General features: G+C 69.5%; 18 protein-coding genes. 11 read left to right on the top strand and 7 right to left on the bottom strand.

Annotated features, from left to right (window positions below):
• Positions 1–13: 13 nt before the first annotated feature.
• Positions 14–472: a hypothetical protein gene (locus ACLQ2O_RS35990; protein ID WP_425841194.1), complete on the top strand. Its 459-nt coding sequence runs from the start codon at positions 14–16 to the stop codon at positions 470–472.
• Here ACLQ2O_RS35990 and ACLQ2O_RS35985 read toward each other — a convergent pair.
• Entirely contained in the window at positions 469–909 is a 441-nt protein-coding gene (locus ACLQ2O_RS35985) for a MarR family winged helix-turn-helix transcriptional regulator (RefSeq protein WP_425841191.1), read from the bottom strand. The genes ACLQ2O_RS35990 and ACLQ2O_RS35985 overlap by 4 nt on opposite strands.
• A gap of 81 nt (positions 910–990) precedes the next feature.
• Between ACLQ2O_RS35985 and ACLQ2O_RS35980 the strand changes: the two genes are divergently transcribed.
• Entirely contained in the window at positions 991–1,182 is a 192-nt protein-coding gene (locus tag ACLQ2O_RS35980; RefSeq protein ID WP_425841188.1) for a hypothetical protein, read from the top strand.
• A gap of 36 nt (positions 1,183–1,218) precedes the next feature.
• Positions 1,219–1,653 carry a nitroreductase family deazaflavin-dependent oxidoreductase gene (locus ACLQ2O_RS35975; protein WP_425841185.1) on the top strand — a complete coding sequence of 145 codons (435 nt, stop codon included), beginning with the start codon at positions 1,219–1,221 and terminating at the stop codon, positions 1,651–1,653.
• Here the strand turns inward: ACLQ2O_RS35975 and ACLQ2O_RS35970 are convergent.
• Complete coding sequence (locus tag ACLQ2O_RS35970; protein WP_425841183.1) at positions 1,650–2,177, bottom strand: DUF6609 family protein; 528 nt, start codon at positions 2,175–2,177, stop codon at positions 1,650–1,652. The two genes, ACLQ2O_RS35975 and ACLQ2O_RS35970, sit on opposite strands and share 4 nt — an antisense overlap.
• Before the next feature lie 115 nt (positions 2,178–2,292).
• Here ACLQ2O_RS35970 and ACLQ2O_RS35965 point away from each other — a divergent pair, with 115 nt between their 5' ends.
• Both ACLQ2O_RS35965 and ACLQ2O_RS35960 read left to right on the top strand, forming a co-directional pair.
• A complete protein-coding gene (locus ACLQ2O_RS35965) occupies positions 2,293–3,021 on the top strand; it encodes a CDP-alcohol phosphatidyltransferase family protein (RefSeq protein ID WP_425841180.1) in 729 nt (242 codons plus the stop codon).
• 3 nt (positions 3,022–3,024) lie between these two features.
• Positions 3,025–3,915, top strand: coding sequence for a hypothetical protein (locus tag ACLQ2O_RS35960; protein WP_425841177.1), 891 nt, complete (start codon positions 3,025–3,027; stop codon positions 3,913–3,915).
• On the opposite strand, the gene ACLQ2O_RS35955 is transcribed toward ACLQ2O_RS35960, so the two are convergent.
• From ACLQ2O_RS35955 to ACLQ2O_RS35935, 5 genes are all read right to left on the bottom strand, one after another.
• Positions 3,860–5,032 carry an AAA family ATPase gene (locus ACLQ2O_RS35955; protein ID WP_425841175.1) on the bottom strand — a complete coding sequence of 391 codons (1,173 nt, stop codon included), beginning with the start codon at positions 5,030–5,032 and terminating at the stop codon, positions 3,860–3,862. The two genes, ACLQ2O_RS35960 and ACLQ2O_RS35955, sit on opposite strands and share 56 nt — an antisense overlap.
• Before the next feature lie 161 nt (positions 5,033–5,193).
• Positions 5,194–5,574, bottom strand: a complete 381-nt coding sequence (locus tag ACLQ2O_RS35950) for a LysR substrate-binding domain-containing protein (RefSeq protein ID WP_425841172.1) — start codon at positions 5,572–5,574, stop codon at positions 5,194–5,196.
• 215 nt (positions 5,575–5,789) lie between these two features.
• Entirely contained in the window at positions 5,790–7,682 is a 1,893-nt protein-coding gene (locus ACLQ2O_RS35945; RefSeq protein WP_425841169.1) for an ABC transporter ATP-binding protein, read from the bottom strand.
• Entirely contained in the window at positions 7,679–9,343 is a 1,665-nt protein-coding gene (locus tag ACLQ2O_RS35940) for an ABC transporter ATP-binding protein (protein WP_425841166.1), read from the bottom strand. Before ACLQ2O_RS35940 ends, ACLQ2O_RS35945 begins: the two co-directional genes overlap by 4 nt.
• 498 nt (positions 9,344–9,841) lie before the next feature.
• Positions 9,842–12,391 (bottom strand): hypothetical protein, encoded by a 2,550-nt coding sequence (locus tag ACLQ2O_RS35935; protein WP_425841163.1) that lies wholly within the window; start codon positions 12,389–12,391, stop codon positions 9,842–9,844.
• Positions 12,392–12,529: 138 nt separating this feature from the next.
• Between ACLQ2O_RS35935 and ACLQ2O_RS35930 the strand changes: the two genes are divergently transcribed.
• The 6 genes from ACLQ2O_RS35930 (at position 12,530) to ACLQ2O_RS35905 (ending at position 15,775) form a co-directional block, all read left to right on the top strand.
• Complete coding sequence (locus tag ACLQ2O_RS35930; RefSeq protein ID WP_425841160.1) at positions 12,530–12,991, top strand: NUDIX hydrolase; 462 nt, start codon at positions 12,530–12,532, stop codon at positions 12,989–12,991.
• 169 nt (positions 12,992–13,160) lie between these two features.
• Positions 13,161–13,865: a GNAT family N-acetyltransferase gene (locus ACLQ2O_RS35925; RefSeq protein WP_425841158.1), complete on the top strand. Its 705-nt coding sequence runs from the start codon at positions 13,161–13,163 to the stop codon at positions 13,863–13,865.
• A 163-nt stretch (positions 13,866–14,028) separates the two neighbouring features.
• The gene (locus ACLQ2O_RS35920; RefSeq protein WP_425841156.1) at positions 14,029–14,559 is read left to right on the top strand and encodes an NUDIX hydrolase; all 531 of its coding nucleotides are present in this window, start codon (positions 14,029–14,031) and stop codon (positions 14,557–14,559) included.
• Positions 14,560–14,626: 67 nt separating this feature from the next.
• Positions 14,627–15,043: a nuclear transport factor 2 family protein gene (locus ACLQ2O_RS35915; protein ID WP_425841153.1), complete on the top strand. Its 417-nt coding sequence runs from the start codon at positions 14,627–14,629 to the stop codon at positions 15,041–15,043.
• A gap of 141 nt (positions 15,044–15,184) precedes the next feature.
• Positions 15,185–15,526, top strand: coding sequence for a hypothetical protein (locus ACLQ2O_RS35910; RefSeq protein WP_425841150.1), 342 nt, complete (start codon positions 15,185–15,187; stop codon positions 15,524–15,526).
• Between the two features lie 36 nt (positions 15,527–15,562).
• Complete coding sequence (locus ACLQ2O_RS35905; RefSeq protein WP_425841148.1) at positions 15,563–15,775, top strand: NUDIX domain-containing protein; 213 nt, start codon at positions 15,563–15,565, stop codon at positions 15,773–15,775.
• Positions 15,776–15,833: the final 58 nt, after the last annotated feature.

Below are 15,833 nucleotides of genomic sequence, written 5' to 3'. Positions count from 1 at the left end.
AGCGTGCTGCACCGTGACGACCGATGGGACGATTGACGAGACGATGGATGGCATGACCGCGCCGGACGTGTCGTTCGAGGAACTGGTCGCGACGATGCCGGAGTCCGTGCGGGAGGTCTTCCCGCCGGCGCGCTGGAAGCTCGGCAAGCTGTGGGCGCTGGAGCTGCGCACCGAACCGGTCGAGGTCGCCGACCTGGTCTGGATCTTCGACCTGCCGCTGTGGCAGCTGAACGGCGAACGGTTCAAGGTCACGCCGCACCAGGTCGCCGAGACGCCGATGAACTACCGCGACCACTACCAGCGGGTGATGGACGCCGACCTGGACTTCCCGATCCACCTGGTCGCGTACCGCGGGCGGCTCGTCGTACTGGACGGGATGCATCGGTTGCTGAAGGCGCACTTCCTGCGCCGGCGCTGGATCGAGGGCAAGATCCTGACCGCCGCCCAGCTGCAGGAGTGCGTCGGGCCTTAAGTCGCTGCCTTGATCACTCGGGTCAGATTGGCGTGCAGGGACTCGAGCTCCTTGAGCGTCATGCCGAGGCGCTCGATGATCGCCGGCGGGATCTTGAGCGCTTCCTTCCGCAGGGCGCGACCGGTCGGGGTCAGCTCGACGGCGAGCGAGCGCTCGTCGCGCGGGTCGCGGCCGCGGGTCAGGTAGCCGGCCGCTTCCAGCCGCTTGAGCAGGGGCGACAGCGTGCCGGGGTCGAGCTGGAGCAGGTTGCTGAGTTGCTTCACCGACAGCGGTGACTCCTCCCAGAGCGCGAGCATCACCAGGTACTGCGGGTGGGTGAGGCCCATCGGTTCCAGCAGCGGGCGGTACAGGGCGATCACGCCGCGGGACGCGACGGCGAGCGCGAAACAGACCTGACGGTCCAGCTGCAGCAGGTCGACCTCTTCGGTCTGCGACACGGCTTCCTCCTTCTTGCGGTGTGGTCTACACTAACACTTGGCACACAAATTATTGCCACACCAAGTATCAGGGAGTCTGTGATGAGCGCGAAGAACGAGGGGCTCAGCGTCTTCTACCGGATCCGGTGGCGGCTGACCTGGCTGCTGCTGCACGTGGCCGGTCCGGCGACACTGCCGGACTCGCAGGACCCGCGCCGGCACATGGAGCGCCAGCGCGCCGCCAAGGTCGCCGCGGCCCGGCGGGCGCGCGAACAGCGCGAGCACGCCAGGTGAGCATGTAGGCACCCGCTCGGGGGTACGGTGGATGACATGTCATCGAAGGAGTACGCCCCCAGCCCCAGCGACTGGGTCCGCGAGGCCGTCGACAAGATCGACGCCACCGGGACCACCGAGTCGGCCGGCTTCAACGGCATGGGCATCGTGCTCATGACCATGGTCGGCAACAAGTCCGGCAAGATCCGCAAGGTTCCGGTGATGCGGGTCGAGCACAACGGCCTCTACATCGCGGTCGCGTCGCTCGGCGGCGCCCCGAAGAACCCGGTCTGGTACCACAACCTCAAGGCCGACCCGAACGTGAAGCTCCAGGACGGCACCGAGACCAAGGACTTCGTCGCGCGTGAGCTCGAGGGCGCCGAGTACGACGAGTGGTGGCCCCGCTCGGTCGCGGCGTACCCGGACTACGCGGAGTACCAGAAGAAGACCACCCGCAAGATCCCGCAGTTCCTGCTCGAGCCGAAGAACTAGTAACTCAGCCAGACCATGCTGGACCCGGCGGCGACCTTCAGGACGCCGTCGGTGATCCAGAGGGTCCGGTAGGGGATCCCCGGCACGAGCAGGCCGAGTCCGGCGTTCAGGATGCAGAGCAGGCCGAGCAGCCCGCAGATCGGTCCGTGCGAGAACGCCAGGATCAGGAAGTGCACGCCGACCACCAGCAGGATCCACAGCCAGAACTCGCGCGAGGTCCGGTCCGGCACCTTGGCGACCACCAGGTTGACCAGGCCGACCTCGGCGACGATCCCGATGCCGAAGGCGACGTACTGGTAGATCGCCGGGTAGCCGAGCCCGTCGAAGATGGTCTTGGTGATGCCGCCGACCATCATCACCACGACGGCGAGCGCGGCGCCGGTGATCAGGCCCGGCAGGAACCAGCGCCGGCCGCCCACTCCGCCGACCACCAGGCCGAGCCCGACGAGCACGAGCAGCGCCCCGCCGCCGCGCATCAGGGGAAAGGTCCGGGCCATCCCGGTAAAGTCCGTGATCAGATCCACCGGCGAAGCCTATGCGGTGACAGGTGTAGCTCCCGCCTTGTGAGACGCTGAAGGGGAATGTCCGGCGCGTGGCGTCGACCGAGTTCTGGGAGTTCTGCTGACCACACACGACGCGGTGCGCGAACCTTTCGTCGGATCGACGCGGCTGCGGCTGGCCGGCCTGGCCCTGCACGCCTACACCGCGAGCGGCACCGTGCTGGCGCTGCTGATCGTGATCGCCGCGATCGACGGCGACGCCGTCCGGGCGCTGTGGCTGATGCTGGCCGCGCTCGTCATCGACGGCACGGACGGCATGCTGGCCCGCCGGCTGCGGGTCAAGGAGACCATCCCGTGGTTCGACGGCGCGATGCTCGACAACATCGTCGACTACCTGACCTACGCCTTCGCCCCGATCGTGCTGCTGTGGACCGGCGGCTACCTGCCGTCCGGTTCGTGGGGCGCGGTGCTCGCGGCGCTGCCGTTGCTTGCGTCCAGCTACCAGTTCTGCCGGGTCGACGCGAAGACCGACGACCACTTCTTCCTCGGCTTCCCCAGCTACTGGAACGTGGTCGCCTTCTACGTGGTGATCCTCGGACTGAGCCCGTTCGCGACCGGCGTGATCCTGGTGACCTGCTCGATCCTGGTCTTCGTCCCGGTGAAGTACGTCTACCCGTCGCGCACCAAGGTGTTCCGGTCGATGAACCTGCTCACCACCGCGATCTGGCTCGGCTCGTACGCCGTACTGCTGGCGCAGATGCCCGACCCGCACCCGGTGGTCGTCGCGATCTCGCTGGCGTACCTGGTCTACTACGGCGGGCTCAGCCTGTACCTGACCTTCTGGGCGCCGCGCCGCAAGGCAGTCTGAGCGGTGCTGCTCGGTCTGGGAGCCGCGCTCGGCGCGGCCGTGCTGTTCGGTGTCGCCGCGATCCTGCAGGCGGTCGGTTCGCGCAAGGTGCCGACCGGGTCCGAGCTGGACCCGCGGCGGCTGGCCGGGTTCGTGGTGGCCCTGCTCAAGCAGCCGGCGTTCCTGGCGGCGCTGGTGCTGAACCTGGCGGGCTTCGGGCTGCACTTCGTGGCGCTGCGGTTGCTGCCGCTGTACCTCGCGCAGGCGGGGATCGCGGCGAGTCTCGTCGTCACGGCGCTGCTGGCGACGCGGCTGATGGCCGACCAGCTGTCGGTGGTCGAGTGGTCCGCGGTGGTCGCGGTCTGCGTCGGGCTCGGTGCGCTCGCGGTGTCGGCCGGTGACGCGGGGGAGGCCGCCCGTCATCACGGGCTGACGATCGGGCTGATCGTCGGGCTGGTCGTGATCGCGGTGGTCGGCGCTGTGGTGTCGCGGTCGCAGCACACCAGCGCGACGGCCGTCCTGGGTCTGCTGGCCGGGCTCGGGTACGCCGGGGTCGCGATCTCGGCGCGGATGCTGGACGACGGATCTCTCGGCGCCTTGCTCGGCAGCCCCACGACGTACACGCTCCCGGTGAGCGGCGGGCTCGCGTTCGTCCTGTACTCGCTGGCGTTGCAGCGCGGGTCGGTGACACTCGCGACGACCCCGATGATCGCGCTGCAGACGATCACACCGGCTGCTGTCGGGGTGTTCGTGCTGGACGACGCCGTACGGTCGGGTTGGGGTGCTGCTGCCGTTGGTGGGTTTGTCCTGACGGCGATCGGCGCGCTCATCCTCGTCCGCTTCGAGTCGGTGAAGGATTCTAGCGAGCCGGCCACTTCCACGGAGGCTCGTCCAGCGGGCCCTGACCTGCGATAGCGGTCTGGCCGAAGTCCTTCACGAGCTCGATCGTGCGGAGGTCCTGGCTGGTCTCCTCGGCGCAGGCTTCGAGGGCGGCGAGGAACGGGCGGGAGTGCGTCACGAGGATCACCTGGGTTTCCTTCGCCGCGGTGATGACGAGATTCGCCAACGCGGGCAGGAGATCCGGGTGCAGGCTGGTCTCGGGCTCGTTGAGGACGAGCAGCTCGGGCGGTCGCGGGGTGAGCAGCGCGGCGACCCAGAGCAGGTACCGCAGGGTGCCGTCGGACAGCTCCGCCGCGGCTAGCGGTCTGAGGAGTCCGTGCTGGTGGAAGACGATCTCGAACCGGCCGGACCTGTTCCCGATCGCGACCGTGCTGCCCGGGAAGGCCTGCTCGATCGCCTGGTCGAGCGCTGAGCGGTCCCCGATCTGCTTGATCGTCTCCAGCGCCGCCGCCAGATCGGCGCCCTCGGCATCGAGCACCGGCGTCCGCGTCCCGATCCGCGCCTGCCGCGCGGGCGCGTCGGCGTCGGTCCGCAGGTGGTCGTAGAACCGCCAGCCGCGGATCCGCTCCCGGACCGCCATCAGCTCCGGCGCCCGGTGCGGATCGGCGTACTCGCTCAGCATGCTGTCGAACGACTGCAGCTGGTGCCCGCCGTCGATCCACCCGCCGTGCTGGTCCCGGATCCGTACGGCGCTGTTCTTCCGGTCGACCAGCAGCGCCGTACGGAAGAACGGGCCGGCCCACAGAGCCTCCCGCTTGATCTCCGGGTCCTGCCCGAACGGCCCACCCGGCAGCGGCAGCCCGAAGTCCACGGCGTACCCGTAGTCGTCCGAGGCGAACCCCATCCGCAGACTCACCGGCCCCGTCCTGACCGTCCCCTGCACGGGGTGCTCGCCCCGCCGTACGGAATTCCCGAGCTGGTCCGGCCCTGCCCAGAGCGTGCTCGACAGCCCACCTTCCCGCGCCAGCGCCGCCACCGCGCCGTTCCGCGAGGCATCCGCCAGCAACCTGAGCGCGCGGTACAACGACGACTTCCCACTCCCGTTGGCCCCCGTCACCACGTTCACCCGCCCCAACGGCACCACCACCCGCCGCAACGACCGATAACTCTCCACCGCCAGGGTGCTCAACATCCCCCCACGCTACAAACCCCCACCGACATCCCGCCGATCAGCTGGTCTGGTGCCGAACGACAGGAGGTGTCCCCCTCAGCCGACTTGCTGCCCGCCTGCTTCCGGCGCAGCACATGCCCCTGCGGCCACTGACCTCCTGTCCCTCGGTACCCCGGGGCGGGTCAGGTGATCGCCTGGGTGAGGTGGATGAGGGTGGTTTGCAGGAGGGGAGACGTCTGGGCGCCTTCGCGGACGGTGGCGAAGAGGTGGCGTTGGGGGTGGGGCGGACGGGTGGGGCGGATGACGACGGTGGGTGGGAGGTCCTGCTGGGCCAGGGGCGGGATCAGGGCTACGGCGTGGGAGCGGGCGACGAGTTGGGTGACGGCGTGCCAGTCGTCGACCCGGTGGGTGATGCGGGGAGTGAAGCCGGCGGCGGCGCAGGCTGTGGAGGTGATGGCGGCGCAGCAACCGTTCGACGTACCGGTGATCCAGAGGTCGTCGTCGAGGGCTCGGAGGTCGATGGAGGACTCCCTCGCCAGCGGGTGGTCGGCCGGCAGGGCCACGTCGAGGATGTCGGGGCCGAGGTCGACGCGGTGATAGCGCGGGTGGCGGGGGAGCCGTCGAAGCTGACGGCGAGGGCGAGGTCTACGCGGCCGGCGTCGAGCAGGTCGAAGAGGTCCGGCGGATCGAGCTGGTCGAGGCCTGGCACATCGTCGACGGCAAGGCCTGAACGAACAGGGCCCCTCCCGGCAAACCGGAAGGGGCCCTGCGCAACACATCAGGCGAGGGAGTCTTCCCAGGCCTGGTGGAGGCCGGCGTAGTGGCCGCCGTGGGTGATCAACGAGTCCGGCGAACCGTCCTCGATGATGCGGCCGTGCTCGAGCACGATCACGCGGTCCGCGGTCTCCACCGTGGACAGCCGGTGGGCGATCACGATCGCGGTCCGGTCGGCGAGGATCGTGCGCAGCGCGCGCTGGATCAGCCGCTCGCTGGGGATGTCGAGGCTGGAGGTCGCCTCGTCCAGGATCAGTACGGCGGGGTCGGCGAGGAACGCCCGGGCGAACGCGACCAGCTGACGCTGACCCGCGGACAACCGGGAACCACGCTTCTCCACCGCGGTCTCGTAGCCTTCCGGCAGCCGCTGGATGAACTCGTGCGCGCCGATCACCTTGGCCGCCTCGACGATCTCGTCCATCGTCGCGTCCGGCTTGCCGAACCGGATGTTGTCGGCGACCGTCCCGGTGAACAGGAAGTTCTCCTGCGTCACCATCACCACCCGCTCGCGCAGGTCGTCCTCGGTGAGCTTGCGCAGGTCGAGCCCGTCCAGCACCACCTGCCCGCCGGTCGGGTCGTAGAACCGGGCGACCAGCTTGGCGATCGTCGTCTTGCCCGCTCCCGTCGTACCGACCATGGCCAGGGTCTGCCCGGCCGGGACGTCGAGGTCGAGCCCGGGCAGCACCGCCACCCCGTCGACGTACGAGAACTTCACGTCCCGCAGCTCCAGGTGTCCCGAGGCCTTCCGGGCCGGCTTGGCCGGCTCCTTCGGCTCCGGTACGTCGGGAGTCTCGTTGAGTACGCCGGACAGCTTCTCCAGCGCCGCGCTCGCGGACAGGAACGTGTTGTAGAACTGCGAGATGTCCTGCAGCGGCTCGAAGAACTGCCGCAGGTAGAGCAGGAACGCGGTCAGCACACCGACCGTGACGTGCCCGTGGTAGGCCTGCCAGCCGCCGTACGCGAGGATCGCGACGATGGTGATGTTGCCGACGCCCTTGATCGACGGCATGAAGATCGCGTTGATCCGGAACGACTCCAGGTTCGCCTCCCGGTAGCGGTCGTTGACCCCGTGGAAGATCTCCTCGTTGCGCGGTTCGCGGCGGAACGCCTGGACCGCGCGGATCCCGGTCATCGACTCGACGAAGTGCACGATGACGAGCGCGACCGCTTCCCGGCTGCGCCGGTAGACCAGCTGCGACCGGCGCCGGAACCAGGTGGTGAGCAGAAACAGCACCGGGAACGAGACCAGCGCGAGCAGCCCGAGCTTCACGTCCAGCGTGAGCAGCAGGATCGCCGTACCGAACAGGGTCAGCAGTGCCGTCACCAGACCGTCGAACCCGGTCTCGAGCATCTCGTCGATGACGTCCACGTCGGACGTCAGCCGCGAGATCACCCGGCCCGAGGTGTACCGGTCGTGGAACGACGGGCTGAGCCGCTGGAAGTGGTCGAACACCCGACGGCGCAGCCCGAGCAGGATGGTCTGGCCGAGCCGGCCGGACCGCATCAGGAACAGCTGCCGGGCGAACGCCTGGATCAGCGCCGACGCGAACACCGCGAAGACCACGGTGAGCAGGGTCTTGCTGCCCTCGCCCGCCAGGATCGGCGGGATGCCCTTGTCGATGCCGAGGTGGACCAGGTACGGCACCGCGAGCCGCGCGGCGTTCTCCACCACGACGATCGCGACCAGGATCCAGATCAGCTTCTTGTACGGGCGCAGCAGCTCGCCGAGCAGCTTGCGGGACTGCTCCTTGAGCCGCACGGTCGTGGCCCGCGACAGCTCGTCGTCGCCCTGCTCGGCGTACCCGCGCCAGGACGCCTCCCGGTCGATGATCTGCTCCGGGCTGCGGTCCTCCTCGGGATCGGGCTGAGGCTGAGATGCCTGCTGCGTAGTACTCATGCGTGCACCTCTTCCTCTTCGGCCGCGAGCAACTGCCGGTACGCCGGAACGGTGGCGAGCAGGTCGTGGTGGGTGCCGACGTGGGTGATCGTGCCGCCCTCCAGCAGGGCGACCTGGTCGGCGAGCATCACCGTCGACGCCCGGTGCGCCACCACGATCCCGGTCGTCGCGGACAGCACGTTGCGCAGCGCCTCCTCGACCAGGGCCTCGGTGTGCACGTCCAGCGCGGACAGCGTGTCGTCGAGCACCAGTACGGCGGGCTTGGCGAGCACCGCGCGCGCCAGGGCCAGTCGCTGCCGCTGGCCACCGGACAGCGACATGCCCTGCTCACCGACCCGGGTGTCGAGCCCCCAGGGCAGGTCGTTGGCGAAGGTCGCCTGGGCGATCTCCAGGGCCTGCTGGACGTCGGCGTCCGTGGCGTCCGGCCGGCCGAGCGTGATGTTCTCTCGGACCGACATCGAGAACAGCGTCGGGTCGTCGAACGCCGACGCGACCGCGCTGCGCAGGGACCTCAGGTCGAGGTCCCTGACGTCGTGCCCGTCGATCGTGATCCGGCCACCGGTCACGTCGTACAGGCGGGGGACCAGCGCGGTGAGCGTGGTCTTGCCCGACCCGGTGGCGCCGACCAGGGCCAGCGTCGTCCCGGGGGTGAGGTCGAGGTTGATGTCGTGCAGCACGTCGGCCGAGTCCGGCGAGAACCGGAAGCTGACGTTCTCGAACCGCAGGTGGCCCTGCGGGTTCTCGAGGTGCTCCGGACCGGACTCGATCGTCGACTTGGTGTCGAGGATCTCGCTGATCCGGTCTGCCGACGTCATCGCTTCCTGGGCCATCGCCAGGATCGTGCCGAGCGACTCGACCGGCCAGATCAGCGACAGCATCAGGGTGATGAACGCGACCAGCGTGCCCAGGGTGATCGCGCCCCGGCCGACCGCGAGCGCGCCGAGCAGCAGCACGATCACGAGGGTCAGGTTCGGGATCACTTCCAGGAAGGTCCAGAACCGCGACGCCAGGCGGACCTTCTCCACCGAGGTGCCGTAGAGCTTGACCGCGCCGTTGTCGAACTGTGCCTTCACGTGCTCGCGCCGGCCGAAGGCCTTGATCACGCGGAAGCCGAGCGCGGACTCCTCGATGCTGGTGGCCAGGTCGCCCTGCTGGTCCTGCACCCGGCGGGAGATCGCCAGGTACTTCTTCTCGAACTTCAGCGACACCACGATGATCGGTACGGCGGCGACGACGACCACGACGCCGAGCGGCCAGTACAGCCGCAGCAGCAGGATGGTGACGACGATCAGCTGCAGGATGTTGATCACCAGGAACAGCAGGCCGAAGCCCATGAACCGGCGGATCGTCGACAGGTCGACGGTGACCCGGGACAGCAGCTGGCCGCTCTGCCAGCGGTTGTGGAACTCCATCGGCAGGGTCTGCAACCGGACGTACAGGTCGTGCCGCAGGGTTGCCTCGAGGTCGCTGACGGCCCGGGACTGGGCCCAGCGGCGTGCCCAGACCAGCAGGACCTCGCTGATGCTGAGCCCGAGGGCGAGGAAGGCGAGCGGGAACAGCAGGTCGAGCTCGCGGCGGGTGACCGGACCGTCGATGATGGCCCGGGTGACGAGGGGAACGCTGAGGCTGACGCCGACACCGAGAACGGCCGTGGAGAACATGATCGCCAGGCGGTGCCGGTGGGGTCGGAGGTAAGGCCGTAGCCGCCACAGGTTTCGGCTGCGGGCGGGGGCTCGGGTGGTAGGGGCTGCAATCGACGGCGCTTGGGCAGGGTGCTCTGAGGGCATCTGGAGGGGCGCACTTCCCAACATGCTCGGCCAGTGAGTGGGTTGCTACCGGAAAACGGCGCGATTTCCAGTATCTCTCAGGGCTCAGCGCTTGTCCTCAGAATTCCATTCCCAGGTGATGTAACTGCTGCTACCTGCAATGACCGGGCCCCGTCACCGCGCGGTGACGGGGCTCACAGCCATTACGGTTCGTTATGGATTGGCCCGCAGAAGTGCGATCCCGTCGACGGCCGCCGGGGCCGTCGAGGTCGAGACGACCCGGATCTCGCCGGTCCGGTACGCCGTGACCGGCAGGTAGGTGACCTTCCGGGTCTGGGTGGTCGCGGCGAGCGAGACCGAGGCGATCTTGACGCCCGCGTGGAAGACGTCGACCTAGCCCTGGCCGGGCCCGTTGAGCGTGACCAGGGCGATCCGTACGCCGGACTCGCCCGTCTTGGTCAGCGCCGCGCCCTTGGCGTTCAGCGTCGACGTCGTACCGAGGAAGGCGGCCGTGCTGCTGCCGCGGGTGACCGAGCCGACCGCGGTCAGCGCCCGGTCGTCCTGCGGGTACACCGAGCAGGTCTGCGGCGACCAGCCCGACACGTTCCCGATCACGTCCCGGGCCCGGACCTGGAAGCAGCGGTCGGAGCCGGCGTTCGCGCCCCAGGCGACCGAGGTGTCCTGCACCGCCTGCCAGGCCGCCGGGTAGACCCAGGCGCCGAGCGCCTGGCCGGGGGCCGCGTTGCGGTAGGCGACGTCGTACGCGACGGGGTCGAGGTTGTCGGTGAAGGAGTAGCTGTACGTCTGCGCCGGCGTCAGGATCACGCGGTCGCCCGGACGGCTGCTGACGTGGGTCGGGGCCGTGCCGTCGGTCTCGCTGCAGAACGACGTGCTCCAGGCGCTCAGGTTGAGCGCGAAGTCCCGGGAGCGGACCTGCCAGCAGGTGTCGACGCCCGGGTTCGCGGTGAGGCTGACCTCGGTGATCTTGATGCCCTGCCAGCCGGCGATCTCCCGCCAGGCGCCGTACGGCGAGGTCGGGGTCGGGCGCTGCTGGATCCGCAGGTCGTAGCTGAGTACGCCGCTGGCCGGCTCGTGCGGGTCGTCGGCCGGGTCCTTGAAGCTCCAGCTGAACGCCGACGTGGGGAAGTCGCGGATCCGGTCGCCTGCACTGGCCGTTGCGAGCACCGGGGGAGTCTGGTCGGGGCGTTGCTGCGGGTCGGGCTTCAGCCAGTCGAGCGTGATGACGCGCGGCCTGGCGTTCGGGTCGGCGTACGCGATCTTGGGCAGGCCGGTGCCGTCGGCGCGGAACGTTGCCGGTTGCAACCGTCCGAGGACCGGGCCGTAGCGGCGCTGGCCGAGCGCCGGGTCGCTCAGGTCGGTGACGAGGAGTTCCTTGGTGGGCGCGCCGCCCGCGTCCTCGCCGTTGGCGAGCTGAGCGACGAAGCCGTTGCCCAGCTGAGCGTCCGCGGGGACGGCGAGGTTGCGTGGCGGCTCCGGGCCGGTGACGTCGATGACCTGGTTGCCGCCGGCGCAGCCGGTGAGCAGGGCCCAGCGGCCGTTGATCCCGTTCGGGCCGACCGTGCAGCCGCTCGCGACGGTGACGGTCCTGGTGGTGCCCGCGGTGAGGTCCTGGCCCTGCAGTACGCCGGGTTCGGTGACCTTCCACGCGGTGCTGCCCACGAGCGCGAACGGCGGCTGCAGGTCGAGCACCTTGGCCTTGGTGGCGACGTCGTAGACCTCGCCGTTGTGCGCGACGAGCTTGCCGCCCTTGCCGAGCACGACGTCGTCGGCCGCCGGGAAGGTCAGGCCGCCGACGTGGGCGGTGGTGGCGTCGAAGGTGAGGAGCGTCGTTCCTTCGAGCTGGAACGGTTTGCCGGTGCTGCTGCCGCCGGTCGCCGTCCAGGCGGTGCCGTTGTTGCTCGTCTCGTACAGGGTGTGGGCGGGCTGCTGGTCGGAGGTGACCACGCGGTTGCCCGAAAGGCCGACGTACTGGACCTGTGCCGCGAAGGCTGGGGTCGCCTTGACGGTCTGGACCACGCCGTCGGTGCCTACGGTCGCGATCTTGCTCTGGGCGCTGACCAGAAGGCGGCCCGTCGTGAGGTCGGCCGCGTCGTGCACGCCGGTGACGAACGGTCGCGTGACCGTGCTGGTCCCGCTGACCTTGATGAGCTCGCTGCCGAGGCGTACGGCGATGTCGTCGCCGAGCGGGAGGATCGGTTCGCCGTACGGGATCTGGATCGTGCCGGTGGTCGTTGTCGTGCGTTGTTTCCAGGCGAGCGACCGGGTCGTCTCGGTGGCGGCGGTCTGCCAGAGCACGCGGTTCGGGGTCAGTGCCGCCCAGGCCGGGTTGGCGGCGAGCGTGGTGACCGCTTGGGCGGCGCCGGTCGCCAGGTCGACGATCGCGAGCCGGCCGGACATACCGAGCAGGAGCGAGGAGTCGTTGCTGTCGAGGATCGTCGGGTCGCCCGCGGCGCCGGTGACGGTCTTCTCGGTGTTGTTCAGGGCTCTGAGCGAGATCGTGGATCCACGGCGGAGCAGCACGCCGCCGGCGTAGATCCCCTCGTACACGGCATCCGCCGGCACGCTCACCTGGCTGCTCACGTCGGTCGTCAGATCACGGAAGGTGACCACACCGGAGCCCACCTGCACGGCGTACTTGCCGAGCAGACTCGGTACCTGCGCTCGCTCGATCGTCCTCGCCGTCGAGCCGTTGGCCGTGCTCTGCACGTCCCAGGGCTCGGGCGCCTGATCGTTGGGCTGCCCGTACGACGTCACGTAGTACTGGGCGCTCACCGTCTTGAACTCGTACGGCGGATCGGCCACCGCCCGGTTGCCCACCGCCAGCCCCTCCCCGAGATGCGGCGGCTCGGCGGCCATCACCGGGCCCGCTGGTAGCAGCAGGAGCGCAGCTCCGAGCGCGATCGCTCTGGTCCGGACGTTCATAGTCTCTACCCCCTCGACGATCACTCCGCGCGACCGTCATCCCCACGTCGAACTCCCGGACGCTAACCGCTTTCCCGCCCCGACGGAAGCCGTCCGGCAACAATCCCACCGACCTCCCCCGCGGCTACGCTCCCCGGCATGCAGCAGTACGTCGGCGTGGTCGTCCAGCACGAGGACCGGATCGCCCTGGTCCGCGAGCAGTACGACACCTGGGACCGCGAGCACTGGAACCTCCCCAGCGGCGCCGTAGAACCCGGCGAAACACCCCCGCAAGGCGCCGTCCGAGAGCTCCAGGAGGAAACCGGCCTCCAGCTCCCGTTGTCGGCCCTGACCCAGATCTGGACCACCACCGTCCACCACGACGGCCGCCCCGTGAACCAGTCCTTCAACTACACGGCCACAACAAGCCGCGAAACCTTCGCCCCGAACGACCCCGACAACTCGGTCCTGGAAGTCCGCTGGTTCTCCGTCACCGAGGCCATCACCCACCTGACGGCCCTCCCGTACCCACCGATCAGCGTCCCGGCGGTCGCGTACCTGACCGACGCCATGCCGGCGGCCTGGAGCTTCAACCTCACCAACAACACCTGGACCTACTAGCGCTCGGCAATCCCCTGGGGGCGATCGCCTCGTATCCGCACGCTCGCGGCGTTAGCGCTGCCCGAGTCGTCTACTGCGGCGCGGCGCCGTACGACGCCGGGTGGGATCGCCGCCCGGGGCAGCTGCGTGGCCCGGTCTTCCGGGGTCGGTAGCGGGCATACTGGTACGGGTGTTCCTTCGTTGCGAGGCCGTCCGGTGGGTTGACGACCGGACGTACCCGGTGGTGATCGAGGTCGCCCTCACCGACGTCACCGGAACCCGGCAGCTCCTGGTCGACAAGGAGCCGATGTTCGGGGGCGCCGGCTCGCTCACCGCGAGCACGCCGCTCCCGGTGGCGGTCACGGTCTTCTGCGAGCTGCTGGAGGTTGACGGCGAGGAGGCGCTCATCACCACTGCGAGCCCGCACGGAGTGGAGACCGAGGACGGCCGCACCGAGTTCCGCGTCAGGCTCGACCAGCTGGGCGAAGTCATTGCCCCTAGCAACGAGCTGCTGGACCAGGCGGCCCGGCTGTTCATGGGTCGCGCCGCGGGCGAGGCCTATCTGCGCAGCCCCACCTCGCTCGCTTTCGTCGCTGTGGTCGGGTCGGAGGTCGTCGGTTGGTGCTGGGGCTTCCAGCTACCGCGGCCGGACGGCGCGTCCATGCTCTACGTTCACCAGCTGGAGGTGGCCGAATCCAGCCGCCGGCTGGGGATCGGTCGCGAGCTGGTCCGCACCTTCATGACCGCCGGCGCCGCGGCCGGTGCGACCAAGATGTTCCTCACCACCGGCGCGGACAACACCGGCGCCCGAGCCGTCTACGACTCCCTGGGCGGCGGCCTCGCCGAGCAGGGGCCGACGGTCAACTACTGGTTCCTCCTGGACGGGCGTGTGTGAAGCGCTACATCGCCGACGGCGCGGACGCGGTTGCGGCTTGCCGGCTGGTACGCCGAATGACCGACTTCCAGCCCCAGTTCTGGGCCGACCGCACCGCAGGGGCGGCCGCCTTCCACCACGAGTGGGAACCAGGCAGACCTGCCGGCGACCGGCCCCCGCGCTCGTGACGTCCGACAAGCTCCTGTCCTCCGGGACCCTTCCCGATCTCGCCCTGCCACACCGCAGCGACCTCTTCGCGTCGCGCGGGCTTCCGCCGTACGGGCTCATCAGTACGGCGGTCGTGCTGCTCGTCGACAGCTCGTCCCGCCTGCTCCTCCGGTACGCCGAACCGCCTGCTCGCACCGGCTGGGACCTCCCCGGCGGCCATGTCGAACCAGGGGAGACCCCGCTCGAGGCCGCCGTCCGTGAACTCCACGAGGAAACCGGCTGGCGACTCGACGAGTCCACCCTTACCGTCCTCGGCTGGAACCGAATCCACCTCCACGGGCCCAAACCGGAAGGCTTCCGCTACCCACACCCAGTCGGCTACCTCACCTACTTCACCGCCCACCTCACGGCCCCCGGCCGCCCGACCACCCCAGAACCCGACTCCGAGTGCGCCCAAGCCGCCTGGCTGACTCCCACCGAAGTCCGAACCCTGTGCCCCAACCGCCGCTGGCTCCCGCTGCTCGACGCCGCAGAATGGCCGGCATGAGCCGCGCACGGTTCGCGTTACCTGCGAGGTAATCGCCGGGCCGCCGATGCTGCGGCAGATTGAAGCCATGACGATCTCGACCGCTGATGCCACCCGTGCCGCCGCTCAGAAATTCCTCGAGCTGCGTCTTGCCGGCGACACCGAGGGGCTCGTCGCGCTCTTCGCCGATGAGGTCGACTGGATGCTCGCCGACAACCCCGCGGTCCCGTGGATCAGGCCTCGCTCGACCGGCGCCGAGTGCGCCGCCCTGTTCACCGAGCTGACCGCGCACACCGTCCCCGAGGACGCCCGCGCGTCCATCGACGCCTTCCTCGTCGACGGCACCGACGCCGTCGTGACAGGCCACCTGTCTGGGACCGTCCGGGCCACGGGAAAGTCCTTTGCCGGCCCCTTCGCCCTCCGCCTCACCGTCGAGAACGGCCGCATCACCCGCCACCACCTGTACGAGAACAGCCTCTCGATCGCCGAAGCCTGTACCCCCTGATCCAGCGCGACCCCATCGCCCCGGCGCCGACCCCGTCGCCCCGGCGCCGACCCCGTCGCCGCGGCGCCGATCCAGCGGCCCCAGCCCCTCCGCCATCTCCCGTACGCCGACCGAAGCCCCCTCGAATGCCACGATGACCCCATGGACCCAAGGCCGCTGACACCCCGCGAGCGCGACGTACTGACCGCGCTCCTGTCAGCCGACTTCCCCGGCGCAGCCAACCTCCGCCGCCAGGCCGCCGACGCCCGCGTAGTCGGCGTGTGCGGCTGCGGCTGCCCGTCCATCGACTTCCATACCGGCGGCGGCCTCGGCATGACCGTCCGCGTGAACGCCGCAGTCACCGACTCGTACGACGGCCTGTTCCTCTACACCTTCGAGCAAGCCGACCAGGAACTCCTCGGCGGCATCGAATGGCTCAGCGGAACCGACACCGACCCAGCCGAGCTCCCACACCCCTCCACCCTCACCATCGAACCCGCCTGATCACCCGTACGACGGACAGCGCAGGAGGATCCGCCGATGGCCCCCACCCACCACTTCGGTGTCTACGCGCTCTGGCGCCAGGACGCGCGGCTCGTCCTCGTCCGCAAGACCCGCGGCCCGTACGACGGCCTGCTGGATCTTCCCGGCGGTTCCCCCGAGCCAGGGGAGAGCGAACTGGCGACCCTTCGGCGCGAGCTTCGGGAGGAGTGCGTCCTGCCGTGCCACTGCCTCGTTGTTGGAAGAAAGTAACGAGAAAACCCCCCAGAAGGCGAAAAACAAAAAAAGAGACACATGGTAACAACCCCGC

The organism is Kribbella sp. DT2, from assembly GCF_049844575.1.
In the GTDB taxonomy this organism is placed as follows: domain Bacteria; phylum Actinomycetota; class Actinomycetes; order Propionibacteriales; family Kribbellaceae; genus Kribbella.
This window is presented reverse-complemented; position numbering and strand designations above follow the sequence as displayed.

What these genes read in the sequence shown, in the direction of transcription:
- ACLQ2O_RS35980 (WP_425841188.1), top strand. Translation starts at nt 991, where the DNA reads ATGAGCGCGAAGAACGAGGGGCTCAGCGTCTTCTACCGGATCCGGTGG.
- ACLQ2O_RS35975 (WP_425841185.1), top strand. Translation starts at nt 1,219, where the DNA reads ATGTCATCGAAGGAGTACGCCCCCAGCCCCAGCGACTGGGTCCGCGAG.
- ACLQ2O_RS35955 (WP_425841175.1), bottom strand. Translation starts at nt 5,032, where the DNA reads ATGTTGAGCACCCTGGCGGTGGAGAGTTATCGGTCGTTGCGGCGGGTG.
- ACLQ2O_RS35945 (WP_425841169.1), bottom strand. Translation starts at nt 7,682, where the DNA reads ATGAGTACTACGCAGCAGGCATCTCAGCCTCAGCCCGATCCCGAGGAG.
- ACLQ2O_RS35940 (WP_425841166.1), bottom strand. Translation starts at nt 9,343, where the DNA reads ATGTTCTCCACGGCCGTTCTCGGTGTCGGCGTCAGCCTCAGCGTTCCC.
- ACLQ2O_RS35935 (WP_425841163.1), bottom strand. Translation starts at nt 12,391, where the DNA reads ATGAACGTCCGGACCAGAGCGATCGCGCTCGGAGCTGCGCTCCTGCTG.
- ACLQ2O_RS35930 (WP_425841160.1), top strand. Translation starts at nt 12,530, where the DNA reads ATGCAGCAGTACGTCGGCGTGGTCGTCCAGCACGAGGACCGGATCGCC.
- ACLQ2O_RS35915 (WP_425841153.1), top strand. Translation starts at nt 14,627, where the DNA reads ATGACGATCTCGACCGCTGATGCCACCCGTGCCGCCGCTCAGAAATTC.
- ACLQ2O_RS35910 (WP_425841150.1), top strand. Translation starts at nt 15,185, where the DNA reads ATGGACCCAAGGCCGCTGACACCCCGCGAGCGCGACGTACTGACCGCG.
- ACLQ2O_RS35905 (WP_425841148.1), top strand. Translation starts at nt 15,563, where the DNA reads ATGGCCCCCACCCACCACTTCGGTGTCTACGCGCTCTGGCGCCAGGAC.